Here is a 21,526-nt window from a genome sequence, read left to right as displayed (position 1 = left end):
GGGCGATTTTCCAACCGCATAATGCATGTGCACATCCCCTCGCTGACAAGCAGGATGCGCGCTCTACACTGTCTTCTGTGTGAGCCTGAAATTAAACAAATTCAATAATTTACCGATATGTCATGCAGGCGTAACTTGCGGTCACAAAGTCGCCGCAAAGCGACTCATCCCCGTTGGAAGACCAGGGTGGCGGAGACGGGCACGGCGGGCGTGATCGAGGGCAGGCCAGCCAGGCCCTGCAGCGTATCGAGACCGGTCTGGAGATTGAAATCCGCCGCATGCAGCACAACCGGCCCCTGGGTGGTGACAATCACGCGGGACCCGTCCAGATCCGTGACCAGAACATCCGCATAGACCGGCACTTGCATGCCGTGCAGGTCCAGCAGCGCATCCAGTTCCAGCGCAGCCTGATCACCTGGTGCCATGGCGGCCAGGGCGGCCAGATCGATCTGGGCCGTCAGCCGGGCCGTCGGATAGGTCTCCGTCTCGAACAAATGTTCGCGCATGCGCTCATTGCGGATCACGATCCCGGTTTCCACCGAGGCCAGATCGATCACCAGCTCCGCCTGCCCATCCTCGGACACCGAACCGGACAGGCCGGAGAAATGATGCACTTCGGCGATGTCGCCGGACTTGATGGAAACGAAATTGAGTTGGGAGGCCTCGGCATCCAGCGTCCAGTCGCCGCCAGCCTGCTGCGAACAGGCCGTGGCCAGGGCCAGAACCGGAACAAGGGCGAGGGCAGGCAAAAGGCGGGACATGGCGGGCTCCTGTGTGTGCGCCTTGCAAAAGTGAGCCGGTGAGGGGGCCGGTTCAAGGGGGCGAGCGCGGAGAGGGCGCGGTTTTCGTTGATAAAATGATGTGGGACGGCCCGCAGCACCAACAAAAATCCCGTTCTCAATGCCGCTCGGCACTAGCCATGCCGGCCGTTCCGCGCTATCGGGCGACATGCTGATGACCGACTCGGCCAACCCCTCACAATTTGACCTCCGGGAGACCCGCGCCTGCGGGTCAGTGCGCGCATGACTGACGATCTGATTTCCGAGAACCACGAGAAACTGCTGATCATTGATTTTGGCAGCCAGGTGACCCAGCTGATCGCCCGCCGGGTGCGCGAGAGCGGGGTATACTGCGAGGTGCACCCCTATAACCGCGCCGATGCCGCCTTCATCGATGAATTCGATCCCAAGGCGATCATCCTGTCCGGTTCGCCGCACTCCACACATTGGGACAATTCCCCGCGCGCCGATGAGAGCGTCTTCACCCGCGGCCTGCCCATTCTGGGCATTTGCTATGGCGAGCAGACCATGTGCGCCCAGCTGGGCGGCGCGGTGGAAGCCTCCGACGACCGCGAATTCGGCCGCGCCGACATCACCCTGGTCGAAGAAAGCCCGCTGTTCGAGGGCTTCGGTCCGATCGGCCATGAGGAACGCGTCTGGATGAGCCATGGCGACCGCGTCTCGGCCCTGCCGCCGGGCTTCAAGGTGATCGCAACCTCCGGCCATGCCCCCTTCGCGGCCATTGCCGATGAGGACCGCAAATTCTACGGCGTGCAATTCCACCCGGAAGTCGTGCACACGCCGCGCGGCGCCGCCCTTCTGAAAAACTTCACCCACACGATTGCCGGCCTCAAAGGCGACTGGTCGATGAAGTCCTTCAAGGACGAGGCGATCATGAAGATCCGCGCCCAGGTCGGCGACAAGAAGGTGATTTGCGGCCTGTCCGGCGGCGTCGACTCATCCGTCGTGGCCGTGCTGCTGCACGAGGCCATTGGCGACCAGCTGACCTGTGTCTTCGTGGATACCGGCCTGATGCGCCTGGGCGAGGCGGACGAGGTCGTGAACCTGTTCCGCGAGCACTACAATATCCCGCTCGTCCATGCCGATGAGGAAGCGCTCTTCCTGGGCGCGCTGGACGGGATCGATGATCCGGAGAAGAAGCGCAAGACGATCGGCAAGCTCTTCATCGATGTCTTCGAGGCCAAGGCGAAAGAGGCCGGCGGCGCCGATTTCCTTGCCCAGGGCACGCTCTATCCGGACGTGATCGAAAGCGTCAGCTTTGATGGCGGTCCGTCCGTGACGATCAAGTCGCACCACAATGTCGGCGGCCTGCCGGAACGCATGAATATGAAGCTGGTCGAGCCGCTGCGCGAACTGTTCAAGGACGAAGTCCGCGCCCTGGGTCGCGAACTGGGTCTGCCGGAAGCCTTTGTCGGCCGCCATCCCTTCCCGGGACCGGGCCTGGCCATCCGCATCCCCGGCGCCGTCTCCAAGGAGAAGGCCGACATCCTGCGCAAGGCCGACGCCATCTATATCGACGAGATCCGCAAGGAAGGCCTCTACGACAAGATCTGGCAGGCCTTCTCCGTCCTCCTGCCGGTCCGCACGGTCGGCGTGATGGGCGATGAGCGCACCTATGACCACGTCCTGGCCCTGCGCGCCGTCACCTCCGTCGACGGCATGACCGCCGACTACTACCCCTTCGAACACGACTTCCTCGGCCGCGTCGCCACGCGCATCATCAATGAATGCCGCGGCGTGAACCGGGTGGTTTACGACGTGACCTCGAAACCGCCGGGGACGATTGAGTGGGAGTAATCGTTTAGCTCCTCGCCCTTGATGGGCGAGGGGGACCATTGCGCAGCAATGGTGGAGTGGGTGACCTTCGAAGACCTGGAACGCTGCGCGTTTCACCCCTTCCGGCCCTTCGGGCCACCTTCCCCATCAAGGGGAAGGATGGGATTGATCCTTTCCCCGCGCTCATTTTTCCCGGAAGCGCGCAGCGCTGTCCGGGACCCACGGGATTTTCAGAGCCTGACCGGACCGATGACTGGCCAGGTTCATCCTCCCCCTTGATGGGGGAGGTGTCCGGCGCATGCCGGACGGAGGGGGTGGGGGCGAGGTGTGTCCGGCTGGACCGGGATTCACCCCTTCCGTCTCGCCGCTGCGCGCCGAGCCACCTTCCCCATCAAGGGGAAGGCGGGTTGCTTTCTGGCTTCCGTCGCTGTGCGAACCACCCCAATCTCCCCCCATGACCCAATCCCCCACCATCCGCCCCATGACGCGCGCCGAAGCCTTTGCCCATATCAAGCGGGCGGAGGCGGAAGGCTGGTTTCCCGGTTATCACGATGACGAGGCTTTCTGGGCCTGTGATCCCGACGCCTTCATCGCCGCCGAGCTGGAGGGCGAGATCATCGGCGGTGGGGCGATCACGGCCTATGGGGACGAATACGGCTTCATGGGGCTCTTCATCATGCAGGCTGAGATCCGTCGTCAGGGGTTGGGCACGCAGCTCTGGCATGCGCGGCGTGACCGGCTCATCGCGCGGCTGAAGCCGGGGGCCGTGATCGGCATGGATGGCGTGTTCGAGATGGCGGACTGGTATGCCAGGGGCGGCTTCGTCTTCTCCCATCGCAATCTGCGCTATGAGCGCGCCTGGCCGGCGGATTTCACGGCGGATGCGTCGCCCCAGCTTGTTCCCCTGTCAGAAGTGCCGTTTGATGCGCTTTGCGCGTATGACCGCACCTGTTTTCCCGGCCCGCGTGAGGCCTTCCTGAAAGCCTGGATTTCCCTGCCCGAACGCAAGGCGGTCGGCCTGGTGCGCGAGGGGCGGCTGGCGGGCTATGGCGTGATCCGGCGTTGCGGCAAGGGCTGCAAGATCGGCCCGCTCTTTGCCGATGATGCGGCCGGCGCCGAGGCGCTCTTCCAGTCGCTGGCGGAATTTGCCGCGGGCGACACGCTGATCATCGACGCGCCGGAAAACCATCCCGACGCCCAGGCCCTGGTGCGACGCCATGGCCTGGCTGAGAGCTTCGGCTGTGCCCGCATGTATCTGGGCGGCGTGCCGGACATCGCGCATGAACGCGTTTTCGGCGTGACGACGTTCGAGCTGGGCTAGCAGGCCAGGGCCTTCAGGCGCTCGCGTAGGCGGGTTTTCGCGAAATCCAGGAAGACGCGCATCTTGGTGGGCATTGTGCCGCGCGCGGCGTGCAGGAGATGTACGGGCAGGGGCGCCGGCTCATAGTCCTCCAGCACGACCCGCAGGGCGCCGGACTTCACCGCATCGGCGCATTGATAGCCGAGTACCCGCGTCACCCCGACGCCTTCACTGGCGGCCCAGATCGCCGGATCGGCGCCGGACACGGTCAGGCGCGGGCGAGGTGCGACATCGCAGGCCTGACCGTCCGGACCCGTGAAATGCCAGCGTGCGCCGGGTGACAGGATGTCGAAATGCACGCCGGGCAGGGCGGACAGGGCCTCCGGCGTTTCCGGTGTGCCATGTCGCGCCAGCAGGTCCGGCGAGGCGACCACGACCGTGCGCACCTCGCCGACCCGCGTGGCGATCAGCCCGCTATCGGGCAGCGGGCCGATCCGCACCGCCATGTCGATATGATCATCCATCAGGTGGAGATTGCGGTCGGACAGGTTGAGGCGGACATTGATGTCCGGATAGACGGCCAGGAAGTCGCGCACCACGGGCAGGGTGTGCATGCGGCCGAAACAGACCGGAGCCGTCAGGACGAGCTCGCCGCGCGGTGTCTGGAATTCGCCGGCGGCGGTCTGTTCGGCCTCCTCCACCTCTTCCAGGATCCGGCGCGCGGCGCGCAGATAGGCCTCGCCGGAATCGGTGAGGGCAAGGGTGCGCGTGGTGCGGTTGAGCAGGCGGGTGCCCAGATGGGTTTCCAGCTCCGTGACCTGGCGGCTCACTGTCGCCAGCGGAATGTCCAGGGCCCGGCTGGCGGCCGAGAAACTGCCCGTGTCGACAACACGGACCAGGATCGACATGGCTTTGAGGCGGTCCATTTGTTCTTCCATTTTGTGGAAAGATGTTTTCCGATTTTACCGAATTATCTTCCAGAATGAAATCTCTATCTCTCCTCGGCAAGACGCGGCCAGACCGGCCGCCGGACTTTCAAGGAGAACATCATGTCCCGTCTGCCGATCCCCGATCTCGACGCCGCCCCGCAAGCGTCCAAGCCCATCCTGGATGCCGTCAACAAACAGCTGGGCGTCGTGCCCAACATGTTCCGCCTCGTCGCCACCAGCCCGGCCGCGCTGGAAGGCTTCACCAGCAATAATGCCGCCCTGGCGCGGACGCTGGACGTGAAAACGCGCGAACGCATCGCCCTGGCCGTCGCCCAGATCAATGGCTGTGATTACTGCCTGTCGGCCCACACCTATCTCGGTCTCAACCTGGCCAAGCTGACGCCGGAAGAAATCGCCCGCAACCGGGCGGGTGGCTCTGGTGATGCCAAGGCGGATGAGGCGGTGCGTTTTGCTGCCAAAGTCGTTCGGGAGCGTGGCCGTGTCAGCGATGCCGACATTGCCGGCCTGCGGGATGCCGGGTTTGCCGATGGCCAGATCATCGAGATCGTCGCCATCGCCGCCGAGAATGTTTTCACCAACCTGATCAACAATGTAGCCCAGACCGATATCGACTTCCCGGTCGTCTCGGCCGCCGCTGCCGCTTGATGTCTCGCGGGCGGGTCCCCTCCGGCCCGCCCGCGTTTCACACCCGAATTTCTTGAGGGCAAACGGACAGGAGAGCCCGGATGAGTTACGGATTTCTCGATATCGCACGGACGCCGAGCGTGCGCGCCGTGCAGGCGGAAATGGGCAGCGCCCACATCTTTGACCGGTTCGAGGGCGACCGGGCTTTCGATGTTTTCACCCGCCGCGAAATGGATTTCATCGCTGCGCGCGACAGTTTCTACATGGCCAGCGTGTCGGAGACCGGCTGGCCCTATGTCCAGCACCGGGGCGGCCCGGCCGGTTTCCTGACCGTGCTGGATGAGCGCCGGCTGGCTTTTGCGGACTATCGCGGCAATCGCCAATACATCTCGACCGGCAATCTGCGCGCCAATGACCGTGTCTGCCTGATCCTGATGGATTATCCCCGCCAGATGCGGCTGAAACTCTACGCCCGGGTCGAGTTTCTTTCCCTGGACGCCGAGGATGACCTCACCGGTCAGGTGGTGACACCGGATTATCGCGCGCGCCCGGAGCGGATCGTCCTGCTTCGCCTGGAAGCGTTCGACTGGAACTGTCCCGCCCATATCACCCCGCGTTTCACCCAGGCCGAGATCATCGATGCGATGCGGGATGTCCGGGAACGGCTCACAGTGCTGGAAGACGAGAATACCCGTCTTCGCGCCGAACTCGCCCTGGCCCGGCGCGGTCAGGTGGAGGCGTGGACATGAGCGAAGCGTCTCGCCCCCCGCTGCCGCCTTTTGAAACGCTGGACGCTGTTACCCGCAAGGTCCGGCTGGCCGAGGATGCGTGGAACTCGCGGGATCCGGTGGCGGTTTCGCTCGCCTATACGCCGGACAGTGAGTGGCGCAATCGTGATGTCTTCCTGACCGGACGGGCGGCGATTGTCGACTTCCTCACCCGCAAATGGGCGCGCGAGCAGGACTATCGCCTGATCAAGGAGGTCTGGGCCTGGCGGGAGAACCGGATCGCGGTCCGTTTTGTCTATGAGTGGCGCGATGCGGCGGGCCAATGGTTCCGCGCCCATGGCAATGAGAATTGGGAATTTGCGCCCGATGGCCGGATGCGCCGCCGCGTGGCCAGCATCAATGACCAGGCCATTGGTGAGGATGAGCGCCTCTTTCATTGGCCTCAGGGCCGGCGGCCGGACGCGCATCCCGGCCTGACGGAGCTGGGCCTGTGAGCCGCCGCTGGCAGATCTGGGAGCTGCGGATCACGCTGGGCGTGATCCTGCTCATCCTGCCGGTCATGCTCTTGCCATCGCCATCGCAGGCGGGGGCGGATGGTGCCGCTGAGCGGACGCAGAGCGTGAAAATGCCCTGTCCGCCCCGCGGTCCGGATTGCCGTCCGGGCTAGAGCAGGGCCTCGACTTCTGCGCGGATCTTTTCCGGCGTGTCCTGCGGGCCGAAGCGTTTGACGACATTGCCGTCTCGATCAACCAGGAATTTGGTGAAATTCCACTTGATGGACTTCGACCCCATCATGCCTTTCGCCTCATCCTTGAGGAATTCATAGAGCGGGTGGGCGCTGGGCCCGTTGACGTCGATCTTTGCGAACATCGGGAAGGAGACGTCATAGGTCAGCTTGCAGAAATTGGCGATTTCCTCGGCGTCCCCGGGTTCCTGCTTGCCGAACTGGTTGCAAGGGAAGCCGAGTACGGTGAACCCCTTGCCGGAGAGTTCCTTGTGCAGGGTCTCCAGGCCTTCATATTGCGGGGTGAAGCCGCATTTGGACGCCGTGTTCACGATCAGCAGGACATCGCCCTTGTAATTCGCCAGCGGCACGTCTTCGCCGGACAATTGGGCGGCATTGAAGTCATAGATGGATGCCATTGGAACGCTCCGCGGGTTGTGAAGGCAGGGGCCGGAAAGATGGACAGATTCGCACGCTTTCGCGCGCCACGGGAATCATCCGTCCCCGCATCTATAGAAAAATTTCATGGTCTAATAAGAAGTAATTGATTTGACGCATGGGGACGCGAGGTCCATCGTGGCGACATCTGGAGGAAAACCCCAATATAAGATCGGAGCGATCATGGACGACAGCAGCAAATGCCCCGTCATGCACGGAGGTCTCACCGAGACCGGTGCTTCCGTGGTGGATTGGTGGCCGAAAACCCTCAATCTGGACATTCTGCACCAGCATGACAGCAAGACGAACCCGATGGGTGAAGGCTTCAACTACCGCGAGGAAGTGAAGAAGCTCGACGTCGAGGCTCTCAAGAAAGACATGCATGCCCTTCTGACCGACAGCCAGGACTGGTGGCCGGCAGACTATGGGCATTATGGCGGCCTGATGATCCGCCTGGCCTGGCACTCGGCCGGTTCCTATCGTCTGGCCGATGGTCGCGGTGGTGGCGGTTGCGGCAATATCCGCTTTGCCCCGCTGAATTCCTGGCCGGACAATGGCAATCTGGACAAGGCGCGCCGCCTGCTTTGGCCGCTCAAGAAGAAGTACGGCAACAAGGTTTCCTGGGCCGATCTCATCCTGCTGGCCGGTACGATCGCTTATGAAAACATGGGTCTGAAGACCTATGGCTTCTCCTTCGGCCGCGAGGATATCTGGGCGCCGGAAAAGGACACCTATTGGGGTGCCGAACGCGAATGGCTGCCGCCGTCGGACACGCGTTATGAAGATGTGATGCGTCCGGAAACCATGGAAAACCCGCTCGCCGCCGTGCAGATGGGCCTGATCTATGTGAACCCGGAAGGCGTCAATGGCGCGCCGGACCCGATCAAGACGGCGGCCCAGGTCCGCGAAACCTTCGCCCGCATGGCGATGGATGACGAGGAAACCGCGGCCCTGACCTGTGGCGGTCACACGGTCGGCAAGGCCCACGGTAATGGTGATGCCGGCGCGCTGAGCCCGGAACCTGAAGCCGGTGCCATCGAGGACCAGGGCTTTGGCTGGCTGAACCCGAACATGGGTGGCAAGGCGACCAATGCCGTGACCTCCGGCATTGAAGGGGCCTGGACGACCAATCCGACAAAGTTCGACATGGGCTATTTCGAGCTTCTGTTCGGCTATGAGTGGGAGCTCACCAAGAGCCCGGCGGGTGCCAATCAGTGGCAGCCGGTTGGCATCAAGGAAGAGCACATGCCGGTCGACAGTACGGACCCGTCCGTGCGCCGCATGCCGATGATGACCGATGCCGACATGGCCATGAAAATGGATCCGACCTATCGCGCCATCTGCGAGAAGTTCATGGCGGACCCGGACTATTTCAAGGACACATTTGCCCGCGCCTGGTTCAAGCTGACCCACCGCGATATGGGTCCGCGTGACCGCTATATCGGCCCGGATGCGCCGAAAGAGGACCTGATCTGGCAGGATCCGATCCCGGCCGGTTCCAAGTCCTACAATGTCGATGCCGTAAAAGCCGATATTGCCGCCGCCGGCCTGTCCGTTGCCGAACTGGTCTCCACCGCCTGGGACAGCGCCCGCACTTTCCGCGGCTCTGATCTGCGCGGTGGTGCCAATGGGGCCCGTATCCGCCTGGCGCCGCAGAAAGACTGGGACGGCAATGAGCCGGCCCGTCTGGCCAAGGTGCTCGGCGTGCTCGAGCCGATCGCGTCCAAGCACAATGCCTCCATCGCGGACGTCATCGTGCTGGCCGGTAATGTCGGTCTGGAACAGGCCATCAAGGCCGCCGGTTTCGCGGTCGCCGTGCCGTTCGAGCCGGGCCGGGGTGATGCCACCGCGGAACAGACCGATGCGGACAGCTTCTCCGTGCTGGAGCCGCTGGCTGACGGTTTCCGCAATTGGCAGAAGAAGGACTATGTCGTCGAGGCCGAGGAAATGCTCCTCGACCGGGCCCAGCTGATGGGTCTGACGGCGCACGAAATGACCTGCCTGATCGGCGGCATGCGTGTACTGGGCACCAACCATGGTGGCACCAAGCATGGTGTCTTCACGGATCGCGAAGGCGCTTTGACCACCGACTTCTTCGTCAATCTCACCGACATGGCGAACAAGTGGGTGCCGTCCAAGGATGGTCTCTACGAGATCCAGGACCGCCAGACCGGCGCCACCAAATGGACGGCCTCTCGCGTGGACCTGGTGTTCGGTTCGAACTCCATCCTGCGTGCCTATGCGGAAGTCTACGCCCAGGACGATAATGGCGAGAAGTTCGTGAAGGACTTCGTGGCGGCCTGGACCAAGGTGATGAATGCCGACCGGTTCGATCTGCACTGATCAACCGCTACGGACTGCATCCAAAATCAAGCGCGCGGGCCTCACGGTCCGCGCGTTTTCTTTTGGGCGGCAAACGGGTCAGTGGGCCAAGCCTTGTTCCAGGGCCCGGGCCACCATCGCGTCCAGGGCGGTCTCCGACTGGATGTCCGATTTCTCCACCGGTCCGAGCAGGAGGATGCCATCGGGCGCTGTCGGCTTGCCGTCATAGGAGGCGCTCATCAGGACGACAGGTCCGGCATAGCCAGCCGCCTGGATCAGGGGCAGGCTTTCGGCAAAACGCCCGACTGGCGGAACGCGGCGGTCGAGGAAGACCAGGTCAAAACCGGTTTCGGCATGGGCCGCGGCGAAGGCGTCCAGTGTCTGGATGTGCTGCCAGTCATCCTTCCGCGTGCCCAGCGCGGCGAATTCGGTCAGCAGCATGTATTCGACCGGGTCGTCATCAATCACCGCGATCTTCGCCATTCCCGAACCTTCATGCCTGCTGAGCGGGGATTTTACCCTTCAATGGCATGGGCCGCCAGAGCGTCGCCAACGGCTGACAGGATCTGGTCGAGGTCGAAGGGTTTGATGAAGACGCCCGCAATATCGAGCTCCTGCAGGCGCGCCCGTGCGCCGGGGGTGGCGTCGGCTGTGACCACGAAAATGCTCGGCCTGGAGCGCGAATCCTTGCGGATGATGTCGATGGCTTCATCACCGGTCATGCCCGGCATGTGGAGGTCCATCAGGATGAGCTGGGGCGCATGCTGGGCGTTGAGTTCAACCGCCTCGACCCCGGTTCGGGCATGCAGGACGTCAAGCCCGTCCCGCTCCAGTGCCGCCTTGAGCACCAGGAAATTGGTCTCCTTGTCTTCGGCAACCAGAATCCGGCCCTGCAGCTTCCGGCGCAGGGCGGCGCTTTCGTCTGGCTCGGCCGTCTGCGGGGTTTCAGCTCTCTCATCAACCGGAAGCGGCCAGTCAAACCAGAAGGTCGAGCCTTTACCGGGCGTGGACTCCAGGCCGATCGAGCCGCCGGCCAGATCGACCAGCTCCTTGCTGATGGCCAGGCCAAGACCGGCGCCGTCATGAAAGCGCCGGGAGGAGGAATCCGCTTGGGCGAAACGGTCGAAAATGATGGCTTGGGCCTCTTTTGTGACCCCGGGACCGGTATCGGTGACGGCGAAACGGATGACACCGTCCCGTGGCTCGGTCACCTGCACCCGGACGGACCCGCTATCCGTGAATTTCACCGCATTGGCGACCAGGTTGAGCAGGACCTGCGCCATGCGTTTGCGGTCACCCAGCCGGCCCGGCTCGACGCCGGGATCAATGGCACAACCCAGTTCCAGGCCTTTCTGTGAGGCTTCCACGGAGGCGACCTGACAGGTCGCCGTCACCAGTTCGTCCAGACGAAGCGGTGCGTTTTCCAGCGCGATATAGCCGGCCTCGATGCGGGAGAAGTCGAGAATATTCTCGATCAGGCTGCGCAGGGTCTGACCTGTGGCCTCAAGGGTTTCGACGAATTTGACCTGTTTGCCCGACAATTCCGTTCTTTTGAGCAATTGGGTGATCCCCATCAGCCCGTTGAGCGGCGTGCGGATTTCATGGCTCATATTGGCTAGGAATTGCGATTTGGCCCGGCTGGCCGCTTCCGCCGCCTTTGAGGCTTCTTCGGCCAGCGCTTGCATGTCTTCAGCCTGTTTGAGGGCGTCCTCCAGCTCCAGCGCGTGGGTCTTCTCCGCGGTGATGTCCTGGAAAATGCCGCTGAGGCGCACCAGACGGCCATTCTGATAGGTCGGGGCTCCGCTGGCATGCACCCAGATCCGTTTGCCGGTCGCTGTAATCAGCGGTGCCTCGAAATTCCATCTCTCGCCCTTTGCCAGGGCCTGGTCCACAGCCTGGGCGACCATGTCGCGCGCTTCGGGCGCATAGAATTCGATCGCCTTGCTGAGTTCTGGCTGAAAATCGGCCGGGACTTCATGGATTTCCTTGGTCCGCTTGTCCCAATGCAGAGCCGAGGTCTCGACATCCAGCTCCCAGCCGCCCATGCCGCCGATCTCGGACACTTGCTGAAGGCGTTCCAGTGAGACTTTCAGCGATTCCTGGGTCGTCACGCGCTCGGTGACATCCAGGGCGATGAAGTAGACCAGACCGTCATCACTCCGTTTGGAGCGCCACTCGATATGCCGGTAGCTGCCATCCTTGCAGCGATACCGGTTAATGAAGCCCAGAACGCTGGTGCCGTCTTCCTGTTCGGCCAGGGCGGCCTCGGTCTGTGCACGGTCATCGGGGTGGACATAGTCGAGGAATTCGGCGCCGATCAGGGTTTTCAGTTCGAAGCCCAACACGTCTTGCCATTGCGGGCTCAGCGAAACAAAGCGCCCCTCCATCGAGGCGGAGCCGAACAAGGCCGGCGCGCTGGAGATCAGGCGTTCCAGGTCCATCAATTCCTCACCCTGTGTTTTGCGATATTAGACGCGCAAACAAGGCGCTGATCAAACTCGAACCGGTCCGTATGCTTGCCTCCAGGGTCATCCTTTATTAACTGCACCTGTGTCTGGGCGGGCTGACGCGCCTCTCTTTTCCGCAGGCCTGTCCTGTTTTACATGCCCCGACCTGCACCGCTGGAGACCCGCATGTCCGAAAAGACGCTTGAGCGTATCGAAGCCCTGGAAGCGCACCTCGCGCACACCGAAAAGGAAATCGAGGACATGAACCAGGTCGTGCTGATCCAGCGCGAGGAAATCACCCGCATCACGCGCCGTTTGGACAAGCTGATGGGCCGCGTCGATACGCTGGAAGACCTGGCACCGGGACCGGAAGCCCACAAGCCGCCGCACTATTGATCCCGGCGTTCAGCCCTTGGGTTGTGCCAGTCCCAGTGTCGGCATTTCCTCCCAGGGATCGATGGCATCCTCGCCCTGATAGCGGCTGGAATTGACCTTCGGGTCGACCGCCCATTCCTGCAGAACCGTCTCATCCGCCGGCGAGAGCAGGGCGGTATCGCCCTTTTCCACCCAGGCCTGGACCGTCTCGGGTTCCAGGATGACCGGCATGCGGTCGTGGAAATGCGACATGAAGCCATTGGCGGCGCAGGTCAGCACGACGGTACTGGTTGTCATCTCGCCGGTTTCAGGGTCGGTATGCCCCTCATAGAGACCGGCCAGGAACATGGGCTTGCCATCGCGCCGGGTGAAATAATGCGGTTTGCGGGCACCCTTCTCACCCGTCCATTCATAGAAACCACTGACCGGGATGATGCAGCGGCGCTGTTTGAAGGCGGTGCGGAAGAAGGGTTTCTCGGCGGCGCTTTCGCTGCGGGCATTGAAGGCGCTGGGGAGGTCTTTGAAGGGCTTCTTCCACCAGGCCGGCACCAGACCCCACCGGGCGCGGGTCAGTTTCAGACCCTCGCCTTCCGGCATCAGCGCCCAGATCTCCCGCGTCGGCGCAAGATTGTATTCCGGCTGGAAGTTGGAGGCGCCGGGCATGAACATGGAGAAATAGCCCTGCAGTTCCGCCCAGGTCCAAAGCTGTGTGAAACGTCCGCACATGTGCCGGCTCCCGATTGCCCCGCCAGTCTTGGCCGGTGCGGCGGGACTGGCAAGGGCGCGGTGGCAGGCGTCAGGCGAGGGGCAAATAGATGTCGGAGCGCCATTCCTCGGCCGGACGTGATTCCGGATCATCGACATAGTTCACGATGAGCTGCCGGTCGGCCAATTCCTCGCCGGCGTCGATCATGCTGGCATAGAGCCGGTCGATACTGTCGTGCAGGCTGTCATAATCCCCGACATGGCGCAGGCGCGCATGACGGCCGGCTTCCACATCCAGAATCTCGATCCCGTTCGGCGCGGGCAGATCGCCGACATCGATCGCACAGTCGAATTCCAGCGTGTCGGGATCGGCATAGCGCGGATCCTCGTGCCAGACACCCCAAATGCCGCGCAGGGCCTCCATCGGGGCGGTCGCGAAGACCCGGCCGAACAGGGCTTCATAGGTCTGGTTGAGTTCTGCATAGGCTCCGACATTGCGGATGGCGAGCAGGCGGAGCGGATCGGTGGAGACAATCTCGATCGGCATGGCCGCGCCGGTTTCCAGCGGTTTGAGCAGGCGCTTGATCCGGGACGGATCGGCGCGCACCTCGCTGGCGGTACCGCCCGTGCTGGCGCGGACGGCCCGGGCGAAACTCTGTGAAGTGGAATAGCCCGCAGCGCCCGCCGCTTGAGTGATCGAGACGCTTTCGCTGGCCAGTTCCGGCAGGGACCGCGCCAGACGGACCCGGCGCAGGGTCTCCGCCGGTGTCTCGCCAGTCATGAGCCGGAAGACACGGTGGAAGTGAAAGGGGGAAAGCGCGGCGATCCCCGCCAGGGTGGAGAGGTCGAGGCTTTCCGGGGCGTCGGCGGCCTCGATATGCGCCAGGACACGGTCGATACGGTCGGCATAGCGGGCGCGGTTGTCGGGTCTCATGAACGGTCCTCCTGTTGTCCAGTCTAGACCATTTCACCCCAACCGCGCCCGCCTGACGTTCCCGCTCTTGCTCGCTTTGCGGTCAGAAGGGGAGTTCTGTGAAGTCCGGCAGCTCCACTTCGATCTCGCTTGTCGTCACGGTCTCGCCGCGCATGAAGGCGTGCATGGCATCGTGGACGGCCGGTGAGCTCATGAAGAGATTATGCCCGGCATTGCGCACGATGATCTGGGTCACATGGCTGAGACCGGCAACAGCCTCCGCCTGGGCTTGCGGATAGGTGCGGCCATCCAGCGTTCCCGTGAGGAGAAGGACAGGCGTGTCGCCCGTCGGGCCCGTGCGGAAATCCTCACCCAGATCGAACCCGTCCCAGGCGCCGCGGATTTGCGGCATGGGGAAGTTGAGATAGGCGCCCAGAAGACTGGTTTGCGCCTGGCGTTCCACCTCGGCCAGTCGCGCGTCACTGATCCCCGAGGCCAGGTCCATCGCGGTCGGCATGGCGCGCAGTGTGATGGGCTCGCCTGGCGTATGGAAACGCTGCAGCAGGGCGATGGCGAGCTGCGGGTCACCGGCATCCAGGCTGGCATAGAGGGCCAGCATGATCCGCGCCCAACCGGGATCGGAAATCATGCCGGAGGCGAATTGCTGCAGATTATGCCGCTGCAACAGATAGGGCGCGCTGGTCCCGTCCTGTTGCGGGATGTCCAGCAGAAGCGGTTCGGCCTCCAGACGGGCATGGACGCGGCGCATCAGGCCGGCAATGTCCGGATAGGCGGCACGGGCGGCGGGCTGGCTGTCCACGGCGGCCTGGAGGCGGGCAATATAGGCGTCGGTGCGGGCCGGGAATTTCACCGTCTGGTCAAGGCCCTCCGCACTGGCAATGACGACGCGGCCGATCTCGTTCGGCATCTCATTGAGCGCGGCCAGCGCCAGGTGACTGCCATAGGAAATGCCCCAGAGATCGATCCGGCTGGCACCCAGATGCGCCCGCAAGTCCGACAGGTCGGCGACACTGTCCCGGGTGGTATAGCCCTCAAGCGCGATGCCCTGTTCGCGCCAGAAGGCGCCGCATTCCTCGACGGCCTCACGATAGGCGCTGGCGAGTTCTGCATCCGTGACGGGTTGCGTGTCCGGGATCAGGACCGAAGAGGCACAGCCGGGCAGGGGCGTGCTGTCGCCGGTGCCGCGCTGGTCGAAGGCAATCACATCGCCATGCTGGCGCATCTGCATGAAAAGCGGAAAACGCTGGGCCCGGGCTGTCCCGCTGCCCGACCCGCCAGGCCCGCCGGCCAGGTAGACGATCGGATTGCCCGGTGTGTCCGTGGTGGCCGGGAACCGGACATAGCTCAGCCGGATCAGGCGGCTGTCGGGATCGGCCCGGTTCTCCGGAACCTCGACATGGCCCTGGAAGGCCGCAACCGTTTCGCCGGACTGTGCGGTGAATTCGATCGGGGTTTCCTCGGCGTGGGCGAGGGGCAGTGTCAGGCCGGCGGTTGCCAGTCCAAGGGCAAGGCAAAGGGGTTTGAACACGGTCATCAGGGACTCATCGCTTGACTATCGGGATACCCAGAATTGCCGTCCGGGCCTTGCAGGGCACGGTGTGATCTGTCAGCGGCAGCGTCGAACCGTTGAGCGGCATCGGCGTTCGGCGAACGGCGCGTTAGTCTGGGTGAATGAAAACCCTGTTCCCTGGCTCTGCCCTCCTTTGCCTCTTGCTTTGTCTTCTCCCGGCCGCGCCAGCGGCCGGCCAGTCGCTCAGCCTGATCGACATGCCGGTCCTGCGCGTCTGCCCGCCAGCGCCGGATGGCGGACGGCCAGACCGGTTTGACGGTCCGGACTGCCAGGACACGACCCTGTTCCAGATCGACCCCCAATTCCGGGAGATCTGGGTCGAGGCCCGGATCATTGTGCCCGAGACGGATCGTGAAGCCGACTGGCCGCTGGGCCTGCTGATTTCAGGAAAGGCGGCCTCGGAAGTCTGGCTGAATGGCGAGTCCCTGGGGCGCAATGGTCAGCCGGGGCCTGACCGGGCCCATGAGATTCCGGGCCGGATGGATGCGGTCTTCTATGTTCCGCGGGCGCGATTGCAGCCGGGCGAGAATGAGCTGGTGCTTCATCTGTCCGGCATGCACAGCCATTTGCGTCTGTCCTCGCCCATGCATGGTCTTTTCCTGATGCCCTATGGACGGCCGGTCGAGCGGATTGCGGCGCATTACGGACCCGCCCTGGTGACGTTCGGATTCTTTGCGCTGGGCTTTGTCTTCTTCGGCGTGATGGCCTGGCGCAGCGCGGCACGGGAAAGTTCCGCTATCCTCGCCCTGGCCTCTTTCTTCGCCGGCGGGCAATTGCTCTGGGAAGTGTCACGCGGCCTGTTCGCCTATGACTACCCCGTCCACGATATCCGCCTGATCGGCATTGTCGTCTTCGCCTTCGGGTTTGGCTTGTGCCTGAACGCCTATGTGCTCAAGACCCTGTCCGACCTGCCGGCGCGCTGGCGATACACCATCCTGGGCGGACTGGCCGCCGTGATGCTGGCCATCGTGCTGTTGGTCAGCGGGTTTGACGGCAAGACCGGGTTTTCCCTGCTGGCGGCCCTGCTGCACGGTGCAGCCTGGTGCGCCTATCGCGCCTGGCGCCGGACGCCGGGGGCGCTCAGCCATATGGCGGTCTTCGCCGGCATGGCGCTGCTCATCCCGCTGTTCGGTGGGCGTTTCCTGGACATCTATCTCTATGTCGCCAGCGCCGGCATCCTGCTCTTCCTGTTCTACCGGCAGGCCCAGAACCTGGTCCGTGCCCGCCAGGACCGGCAGATCGAGCGCGAGCGGGCGCAGCGACTGGAAACGGCGCTGGCCGAGGCCCGGCAGCGCTCTGCACCGGCCCAGCTCCAACTCGTCAGTTCGGGGCGGGTGGATTATGTGCCGACTGACACGATCGTGCAGCTCAAGGGCGCGGGAGACTATGTTGAGGTCCACCACGATGATGGCCGCACGGCGCTGTACAATGGCTCGCTCGCCGGGCTGGAAACCGAACTGCCGGCGACCTTCCTGCGAGTCCACCGCTCTCACATCGTCAACACCGCTTTCGTCAGCGCGCTTGAACGGGATGCCAGCGGGGTGGGGCGCTTGATGATGAGCAATGGCAGCGATGTTCCGGTCAGCCGCCGCATCATGCCGAAAGTCCGCACAGCCCTGGCCGCGGCCTGACGCAGGAATGTCTGGCGGCCGTCCGGGCGAGGGGCTAGCGTGTCCCCAAATCGGGGGGCCCATGACGATCACACGCATTCTGGCTGTTGCACTCATGCTGGCCCTGGTCCCGGCCGGCAAGCTGCTGGCCCAACCGACGCTCTATCGCGTGGTCAATGTCGATGCCCATGACACGCTGGTGATCCGCGCGACGCCCAGCACGACATCGGCGATTATCGGAACGTTGCAGCCCACAGCGAGCGCGGTTGAGGTGCTGGAGGTCCGCCATGGCTGGGGACGCATCCTGCAGGATGAAGGGTCCGGCTGGGTCAGCCTGGCCTATCTCAGCGAAATGCCGCGCCCCGGTGTGGCGGGCATGGACGCGCCGGCCGGACTGCAATGCTCGGGCACCGAACCCTTCTGGGGCCTCTCGATCCGGCCGGATGGCAGCGCGATCTATCATGACATGATGACGCTGGGGGAGGAGCGGGTGGTGACCATCACAGACGCTCGAACCGCCCGCAGCCGTTTCGAGCCCTTCATCTATTATTTCACCGGCGAGATTGAGGGCATGGCCCTGATCCGGCCGGGGCGTTGTTCCGACGGGATGAGCGACCGGGACTATGGCTGGCAGGCCGTGGTCGATGCGCGCGATGGTGAGGGGGCCCGCCTGATGGAAGGCTGTTGCCGCACGCCGGTTCAGAATGACTGACGCCCGACGGAAGAGAATCTGCATCGGCCTGCATCCAGACGTCGCTTGGGCGGCAACACAGTCATGAAAGGCGCAATCGCGCTCCGTAGAGAATTGCGAGGATGATATGGATTTCCTGTTTCACTATTGGTGGCTGTTGTTTCCGCTGGGTTGGTTCATCGCCGCGGGTTGGGGCAGCTTCATGCGCTACAAGCGGCACCAGGCGAAGATCGACCTCTTGAAGACCTATACGGCGGCGGGCCGCGAACCGCCGGCCGAGCTGATTGCCTCCCTCGACAAAAGTGAGGATGACCACAATGAGTGGCATGACACAGAGAAGGGCAGCAGCGGCCATGCCAGCTCGTCCAATGCCTTCCTGGTGATCCTGTTTGCCGGCCTGGCCGGTGTCTTCGCCTATACCGGCTATGCCGGCCTGCTCGGTGACATCCGGGAGGAAATGTATTTCGTCGCGATGATCATGGGCGTGCTCTGCCTGGCCTTCCTGGTCGGCGGCCTGTTCCGTGGCGGACGCCGGCGCGACTGACATGACCACCGAGCCGACGGACGCTGCGCTGGTCGCAGCGGCCCGGTCGGGCTCTGACGCAGCCTTCGCGCGGATCGTCGATCGCTACCAGGCGCCGGTCCGCAGCTTCTTGCGGCGGGTCTGTGTCTATGAGTCCGATGCCGACGACATCGCCCAGGAGGTTTTCCTGGCGGCCTGGACAAGGCTGCGCCTGCTCGACACGGGCGAACGGCTGAAATCCTGGTTGTTCGGGATTGCCTGGCGGCAGGCCAAGATGACGGCTCGCTCCATGGCGCGCAGCCGCAATCGCGACCAGGCCTGGCACGCGCATCAGCCGCAGGCCGAGACGCCGAACCGCGAAATGCATCTGGCCATGCAACAGGCCCTGGCCCAGCTGCCGGAGGACCAGCGCGCCGCTGTCGCTCTCTGCCTGGCAGGCGGCTGGACCCACCAGGACGCGTCAGACGTCTTGGAAATGCCGTTGGGTACGGTAAAATCACATGTCAGCCGTGGCCGTGCCCGGCTGGAGGAGATTCTGGGAGTGAGCGGATGACACGCGAGCCCGAAAACATGGAAAGCAGGACGGATGCCCTGTCGGCCTTTTTCGAGGCTGGAGAGGTTGCGCCGGTCGATCCCGGTTTCCGCATCGCCGTGATGGAAGCCGTCGCGCGGCGGCGTTTCCGCCTCGGTCTGGCGATCCGGACAGGCGTGCTGGCCCTTCTCGTCATTCTGGCCGGACTGCTCATCCCGGTGGTCGACCAATTGGCCACGGCGCTGGGGGCACCCTTGCTGGAAATCCTGGTTCTGGTCCTGCTGGCCGTGCTCGGGGCCTTTGCCGCCCAGGCCTGGCTGCAGCGCCATCCTGACCTGCCACGCCTGAAGCTGGGGCGTCTGCGTTTGCGCTAGACGTGCTTTTGCCGGTGATGTGGATGTGAATCGTCTATAGTCACCACAAAATGGAGGGGGAGGCTGCCATGGCGGTCCTGATCGCAGGCTTGGTCCTGTTTCTCGGCGTACATTTCCTGCGCGTGATCCCGGGCGCTCGAGGGACGCTTCAGGCCCGGCTCGGCGAAATGCCCTACAAGCTGGCCTATACCGCGCTGTCCCTGATCGGTTTCGGCCTCATCATCTATGGCAAGATTCTGGCCCATCCCAGTGAGCCGGTCTGGGTGCCACCCGCCTGGACGCGTCACCTGGCCTTCACCCTGGTGCCGATCGCATTGATCCTCATCGTGTCCTCTTATGCGCCGGGACATATCCGCCGCTGGGTTCAGCATCCCATGCTGGCCGGTGTCGTCCTGTGGGCCGGTGCTCACGCTCTGGCGAATGGCGAGCTGGCGGCCTTGGTCCTGTTCGGCAGTTTCCTGGTCTGGTCCGCGATCACATTCGTTGCAGCTTGCCTGCGCGAGACGCCACCGCCTGTCGTGAAAGGCTGGGGCGGGGATCTGACTGCCATTGTTCTGGGAATTTTGGCGGCCCTTATCCTCATGAATTTGCACATGTATCTGTTCGGCGTTGCCATTATCGGGTAATCCGTCTGCATCCAAATCCTGAACCCCGTGCATCTAGGGGACAAAGGCCGCATGGTGTGGCCGGTAACGGAGGTTGAAATGGGAGTTGAAGTTCTCGTCCCGACGGGCCTGTTTGCGATGGTCGTGCTGATTGTCTTCATCGCGGTGAATGGCGGGACCCAAAAGCGCAAGGCCATCCTGGCCACGGTTCAGGAAGCGATCCGGGCAGGCCAGCAAATGACGCCGGAAACGATCCAGGCGCTGGGCATGCCGCAAAAGAATTCCAATGCCGACCTGAAATGGGGTGGCATCCTGATCGCGGTCGCTCTGGCCATGATCGTCTTCGGTGCGACCATCGGCATGATGGGTGGCGAAGACGAAGCCTTCCAGGTCTTCCTGGGCATGTCGTCCTTCCCGGGCTTCATTGGTATCGTCCTGCTGGGCTTCGGCCTGCTGGGCAACAAGAAGTCCAGCTAGGCAGAGCCGGGGAGGGGATTTGCCGATGCAGGCGCCGGACGAAGAATTGGTTGCTCTGGTTGTCGCCACGAAGAATCCGGCGGCCTTCGGAGAGCTTGTCCGGCGCCACCAAGGCATCGTGCGGGGAATGCTGCACCGCATGTGCCGCAACCACGCCCTCGCCGACGATCTGGCCCAGGACACCTTCATCCGGGCCTATGAGAAAATCGGGAGCTTTAAAGGGACCGGCTCCTTCAAGTCCTGGATGTGTTCCATCGCCTATACCGAGTTCCTGAAGTCGGCGCGCAAGCGCAAATCGACCGAACGGGTGATGGAGAAGTTCCAGAGCGGTGTTGAAGACACCGAAGCGCCCCGCGACATGGGGAGTGTGGTTGATCTGGATCGCGGACTGGCCACATTGAAAGAAGAGGAACGCACGCTGGTTGTGATGTGTTACTCTTGTGGAATGTCACACTCCGAAGCGGCTGAAGCCACAGGCATGCCGCTGGGGACCGTGAAATCGCATGTGAACCGCGGAAGGGCCAAATTGCAGGCCTTCTTCCAGGAAGCAGAGGTAATGGCGTCATGACTATGGATGATGCATTCGATCAGAGGCTGAAGGCGGCCTTTGCCGACGCCGCAGCCCCGATGGCGCGCGAGAGCGAGGCAGACCGCTTCACCAAGCGCGTCATGGACCGCCTGTCCAATCCGGACCGCAAGCGCGTCCTGATCCTGGGCGGTGCCGGTTCCACCGGTTCGGCGATTGCCGGCACGCAGCTGGAAGGCTTGTTCGGCAATATCAATTTGCCGGCCGAGGGCCTGATGGCCAATGCCACCTTCCTGATGTCTCCGGAAGTGATGGCGGCCGGTGCCATGGCCATCGCGGTCGCCGCAGTCGCGGCCATCCTCCCGCGGCGTCTCGCCTAGGGCTTTTCTTTCAATCCCCGATTTTGGCACCCCGTCTCCTTTGGGAGAGGGGGTGTTTTTCTTTTGGGCGCTCAGTTTTCAGGCACAACGCCCCCCTTCTCCCCGGGGAGAAGGT

The 21,526-nt window shown here is 63.4% G+C and carries 25 protein-coding genes; 17 read left to right on the top strand and 8 right to left on the bottom strand.

What is annotated here, in order from left to right; genetic code table 11:
• Positions 1 to 164: 164 nt before the first annotated feature.
• Positions 165 to 761 carry a YceI family protein gene (locus tag I0K07_RS11605; RefSeq protein WP_203293568.1) on the bottom strand — a complete coding sequence of 199 codons (597 nt, stop codon included), beginning with the start codon at positions 759 to 761 and terminating at the stop codon, positions 165 to 167.
• Positions 762 to 1,022: 261 nt separating this feature from the next.
• Between I0K07_RS11605 and guaA the strand changes: the two genes are divergently transcribed.
• Complete coding sequence (guaA, locus tag I0K07_RS11600) at positions 1,023 to 2,597, top strand: glutamine-hydrolyzing GMP synthase (RefSeq protein WP_238934804.1); 1,575 nt, start codon at positions 1,023 to 1,025, stop codon at positions 2,595 to 2,597.
• A gap of 433 nt (positions 2,598 to 3,030) precedes the next feature.
• Positions 3,031 to 3,897, top strand: a complete 867-nt coding sequence (locus I0K07_RS11595; RefSeq protein ID WP_203293566.1) for a GNAT family N-acetyltransferase — start codon at positions 3,031 to 3,033, stop codon at positions 3,895 to 3,897.
• On the opposite strand, the gene I0K07_RS11590 is transcribed toward I0K07_RS11595, so the two are convergent.
• Complete coding sequence (locus tag I0K07_RS11590) at positions 3,894 to 4,802, bottom strand: LysR family transcriptional regulator (protein ID WP_203293564.1); 909 nt, start codon at positions 4,800 to 4,802, stop codon at positions 3,894 to 3,896. The two genes, I0K07_RS11595 and I0K07_RS11590, sit on opposite strands and share 4 nt — an antisense overlap.
• 123 nt (positions 4,803 to 4,925) lie before the next feature.
• On the opposite strand from I0K07_RS11590, the gene I0K07_RS11585 reads away from it, so the two are divergent.
• The 4 genes from I0K07_RS11585 to I0K07_RS11570 all read left to right on the top strand — a co-directional run bounded on the left by I0K07_RS11585 (position 4,926) and on the right by I0K07_RS11570 (position 6,845).
• The gene (locus I0K07_RS11585) at positions 4,926 to 5,471 is read left to right on the top strand and encodes a carboxymuconolactone decarboxylase family protein (protein ID WP_203293562.1); all 546 of its coding nucleotides are present in this window, start codon (positions 4,926 to 4,928) and stop codon (positions 5,469 to 5,471) included.
• Between the two features lie 80 nt (positions 5,472 to 5,551).
• Entirely contained in the window at positions 5,552 to 6,199 is a 648-nt protein-coding gene (locus I0K07_RS11580; protein WP_203293560.1) for a pyridoxamine 5'-phosphate oxidase family protein, read from the top strand.
• Positions 6,196 to 6,672, top strand: a complete 477-nt coding sequence (locus I0K07_RS11575) for a nuclear transport factor 2 family protein (RefSeq protein ID WP_203293558.1) — start codon at positions 6,196 to 6,198, stop codon at positions 6,670 to 6,672. The genes I0K07_RS11580 and I0K07_RS11575 overlap by 4 nt, the downstream gene beginning before the upstream one ends.
• Positions 6,669 to 6,845: a hypothetical protein gene (locus I0K07_RS11570; protein WP_203293556.1), complete on the top strand. Its 177-nt coding sequence runs from the start codon at positions 6,669 to 6,671 to the stop codon at positions 6,843 to 6,845. Before I0K07_RS11575 ends, I0K07_RS11570 begins: the two co-directional genes overlap by 4 nt.
• Here I0K07_RS11570 and I0K07_RS11565 read toward each other — a convergent pair.
• Positions 6,842 to 7,321, bottom strand: coding sequence for a glutathione peroxidase (locus tag I0K07_RS11565; RefSeq protein WP_203293554.1), 480 nt, complete (start codon positions 7,319 to 7,321; stop codon positions 6,842 to 6,844). The genes I0K07_RS11570 and I0K07_RS11565 overlap by 4 nt on opposite strands.
• A gap of 202 nt (positions 7,322 to 7,523) precedes the next feature.
• On the opposite strand from I0K07_RS11565, the gene katG reads away from it, so the two are divergent.
• Positions 7,524 to 9,683: a catalase/peroxidase HPI gene (gene katG / locus I0K07_RS11560; protein WP_203293552.1), complete on the top strand. Its 2,160-nt coding sequence runs from the start codon at positions 7,524 to 7,526 to the stop codon at positions 9,681 to 9,683.
• 78 nt (positions 9,684 to 9,761) lie between these two features.
• Here the strand turns inward: katG and I0K07_RS11555 are convergent, their stop codons facing one another.
• Both I0K07_RS11555 and I0K07_RS11550 read right to left on the bottom strand, forming a co-directional pair.
• Positions 9,762 to 10,145: a DNA-binding transcriptional response regulator gene (locus tag I0K07_RS11555; RefSeq protein ID WP_203293550.1), complete on the bottom strand. Its 384-nt coding sequence runs from the start codon at positions 10,143 to 10,145 to the stop codon at positions 9,762 to 9,764.
• 32 nt (positions 10,146 to 10,177) lie between these two features.
• Positions 10,178 to 12,103 carry an ATP-binding protein gene (locus I0K07_RS11550; RefSeq protein WP_203293548.1) on the bottom strand — a complete coding sequence of 642 codons (1,926 nt, stop codon included), beginning with the start codon at positions 12,101 to 12,103 and terminating at the stop codon, positions 10,178 to 10,180.
• A 192-nt stretch (positions 12,104 to 12,295) separates the two neighbouring features.
• Here I0K07_RS11550 and I0K07_RS11545 point away from each other — a divergent pair, with 192 nt between their 5' ends.
• Complete coding sequence (locus tag I0K07_RS11545; protein ID WP_203293546.1) at positions 12,296 to 12,505, top strand: SlyX family protein; 210 nt, start codon at positions 12,296 to 12,298, stop codon at positions 12,503 to 12,505.
• 9 nt (positions 12,506 to 12,514) lie between these two features.
• Here I0K07_RS11545 and I0K07_RS11540 read toward each other — a convergent pair whose 3' ends face one another.
• From I0K07_RS11540 to I0K07_RS11530, 3 genes are all read right to left on the bottom strand, one after another.
• Entirely contained in the window at positions 12,515 to 13,210 is a 696-nt protein-coding gene (locus I0K07_RS11540) for an SOS response-associated peptidase (RefSeq protein WP_203293544.1), read from the bottom strand.
• A 70-nt stretch (positions 13,211 to 13,280) separates the two neighbouring features.
• Complete coding sequence (locus tag I0K07_RS11535; RefSeq protein WP_203293542.1) at positions 13,281 to 14,123, bottom strand: AraC family transcriptional regulator; 843 nt, start codon at positions 14,121 to 14,123, stop codon at positions 13,281 to 13,283.
• Positions 14,124 to 14,205: 82 nt separating this feature from the next.
• Positions 14,206 to 15,657 (bottom strand): alpha/beta fold hydrolase, encoded by a 1,452-nt coding sequence (locus I0K07_RS11530; RefSeq protein ID WP_203293540.1) that lies wholly within the window; start codon positions 15,655 to 15,657, stop codon positions 14,206 to 14,208.
• A gap of 176 nt (positions 15,658 to 15,833) precedes the next feature.
• Between I0K07_RS11530 and I0K07_RS11525 the strand changes: the two genes are divergently transcribed.
• The 9 genes from I0K07_RS11525 (at position 15,834) to I0K07_RS11485 (ending at position 21,411) form a co-directional block, all read left to right on the top strand.
• Positions 15,834 to 17,324, top strand: coding sequence for a LytR/AlgR family response regulator transcription factor (locus tag I0K07_RS11525; protein WP_203293538.1), 1,491 nt, complete (start codon positions 15,834 to 15,836; stop codon positions 17,322 to 17,324).
• 61 nt (positions 17,325 to 17,385) lie between these two features.
• Positions 17,386 to 18,015 (top strand): COG3650 family protein, encoded by a 630-nt coding sequence (locus I0K07_RS11520; protein WP_203293536.1) that lies wholly within the window; start codon positions 17,386 to 17,388, stop codon positions 18,013 to 18,015.
• Between the two features lie 106 nt (positions 18,016 to 18,121).
• Complete coding sequence (locus I0K07_RS11515) at positions 18,122 to 18,538, top strand: hypothetical protein (protein WP_203293534.1); 417 nt, start codon at positions 18,122 to 18,124, stop codon at positions 18,536 to 18,538.
• 1 nt (position 18,539) lies between these two features.
• A complete protein-coding gene (locus I0K07_RS11510; protein WP_203293532.1) occupies positions 18,540 to 19,070 on the top strand; it encodes an RNA polymerase sigma factor in 531 nt (176 codons plus the stop codon).
• On the top strand, positions 19,067 to 19,423 hold the full coding sequence (locus tag I0K07_RS11505) for a hypothetical protein (protein WP_203293530.1): 357 nt from the start codon (positions 19,067 to 19,069) through the stop codon (positions 19,421 to 19,423). The genes I0K07_RS11510 and I0K07_RS11505 overlap by 4 nt, the downstream gene beginning before the upstream one ends.
• Positions 19,424 to 19,491: 68 nt before the next feature.
• Positions 19,492 to 20,049 carry an NnrU family protein gene (locus I0K07_RS11500; protein WP_203293528.1) on the top strand — a complete coding sequence of 186 codons (558 nt, stop codon included), beginning with the start codon at positions 19,492 to 19,494 and terminating at the stop codon, positions 20,047 to 20,049.
• A 78-nt stretch (positions 20,050 to 20,127) separates the two neighbouring features.
• The gene (locus I0K07_RS11495; protein WP_203293526.1) at positions 20,128 to 20,505 is read left to right on the top strand and encodes a DUF6249 domain-containing protein; all 378 of its coding nucleotides are present in this window, start codon (positions 20,128 to 20,130) and stop codon (positions 20,503 to 20,505) included.
• A gap of 25 nt (positions 20,506 to 20,530) precedes the next feature.
• Entirely contained in the window at positions 20,531 to 21,073 is a 543-nt protein-coding gene (locus I0K07_RS11490; RefSeq protein WP_203293524.1) for an RNA polymerase sigma factor, read from the top strand.
• Positions 21,070 to 21,411 (top strand): hypothetical protein, encoded by a 342-nt coding sequence (locus I0K07_RS11485; RefSeq protein ID WP_203293522.1) that lies wholly within the window; start codon positions 21,070 to 21,072, stop codon positions 21,409 to 21,411. The genes I0K07_RS11490 and I0K07_RS11485 overlap by 4 nt, the downstream gene beginning before the upstream one ends.
• Positions 21,412 to 21,526: the final 115 nt, after the last annotated feature.

It is taken from the genome of Maricaulis parjimensis (genome assembly GCF_016817355.1).
GTDB classification, from domain to species: Bacteria; Pseudomonadota; Alphaproteobacteria; order Caulobacterales; family Maricaulaceae; genus Maricaulis; species Maricaulis parjimensis.
Note: the sequence above shows the minus strand (reverse complement) of the source record. Positions and strands in the feature narration are given on the sequence as shown.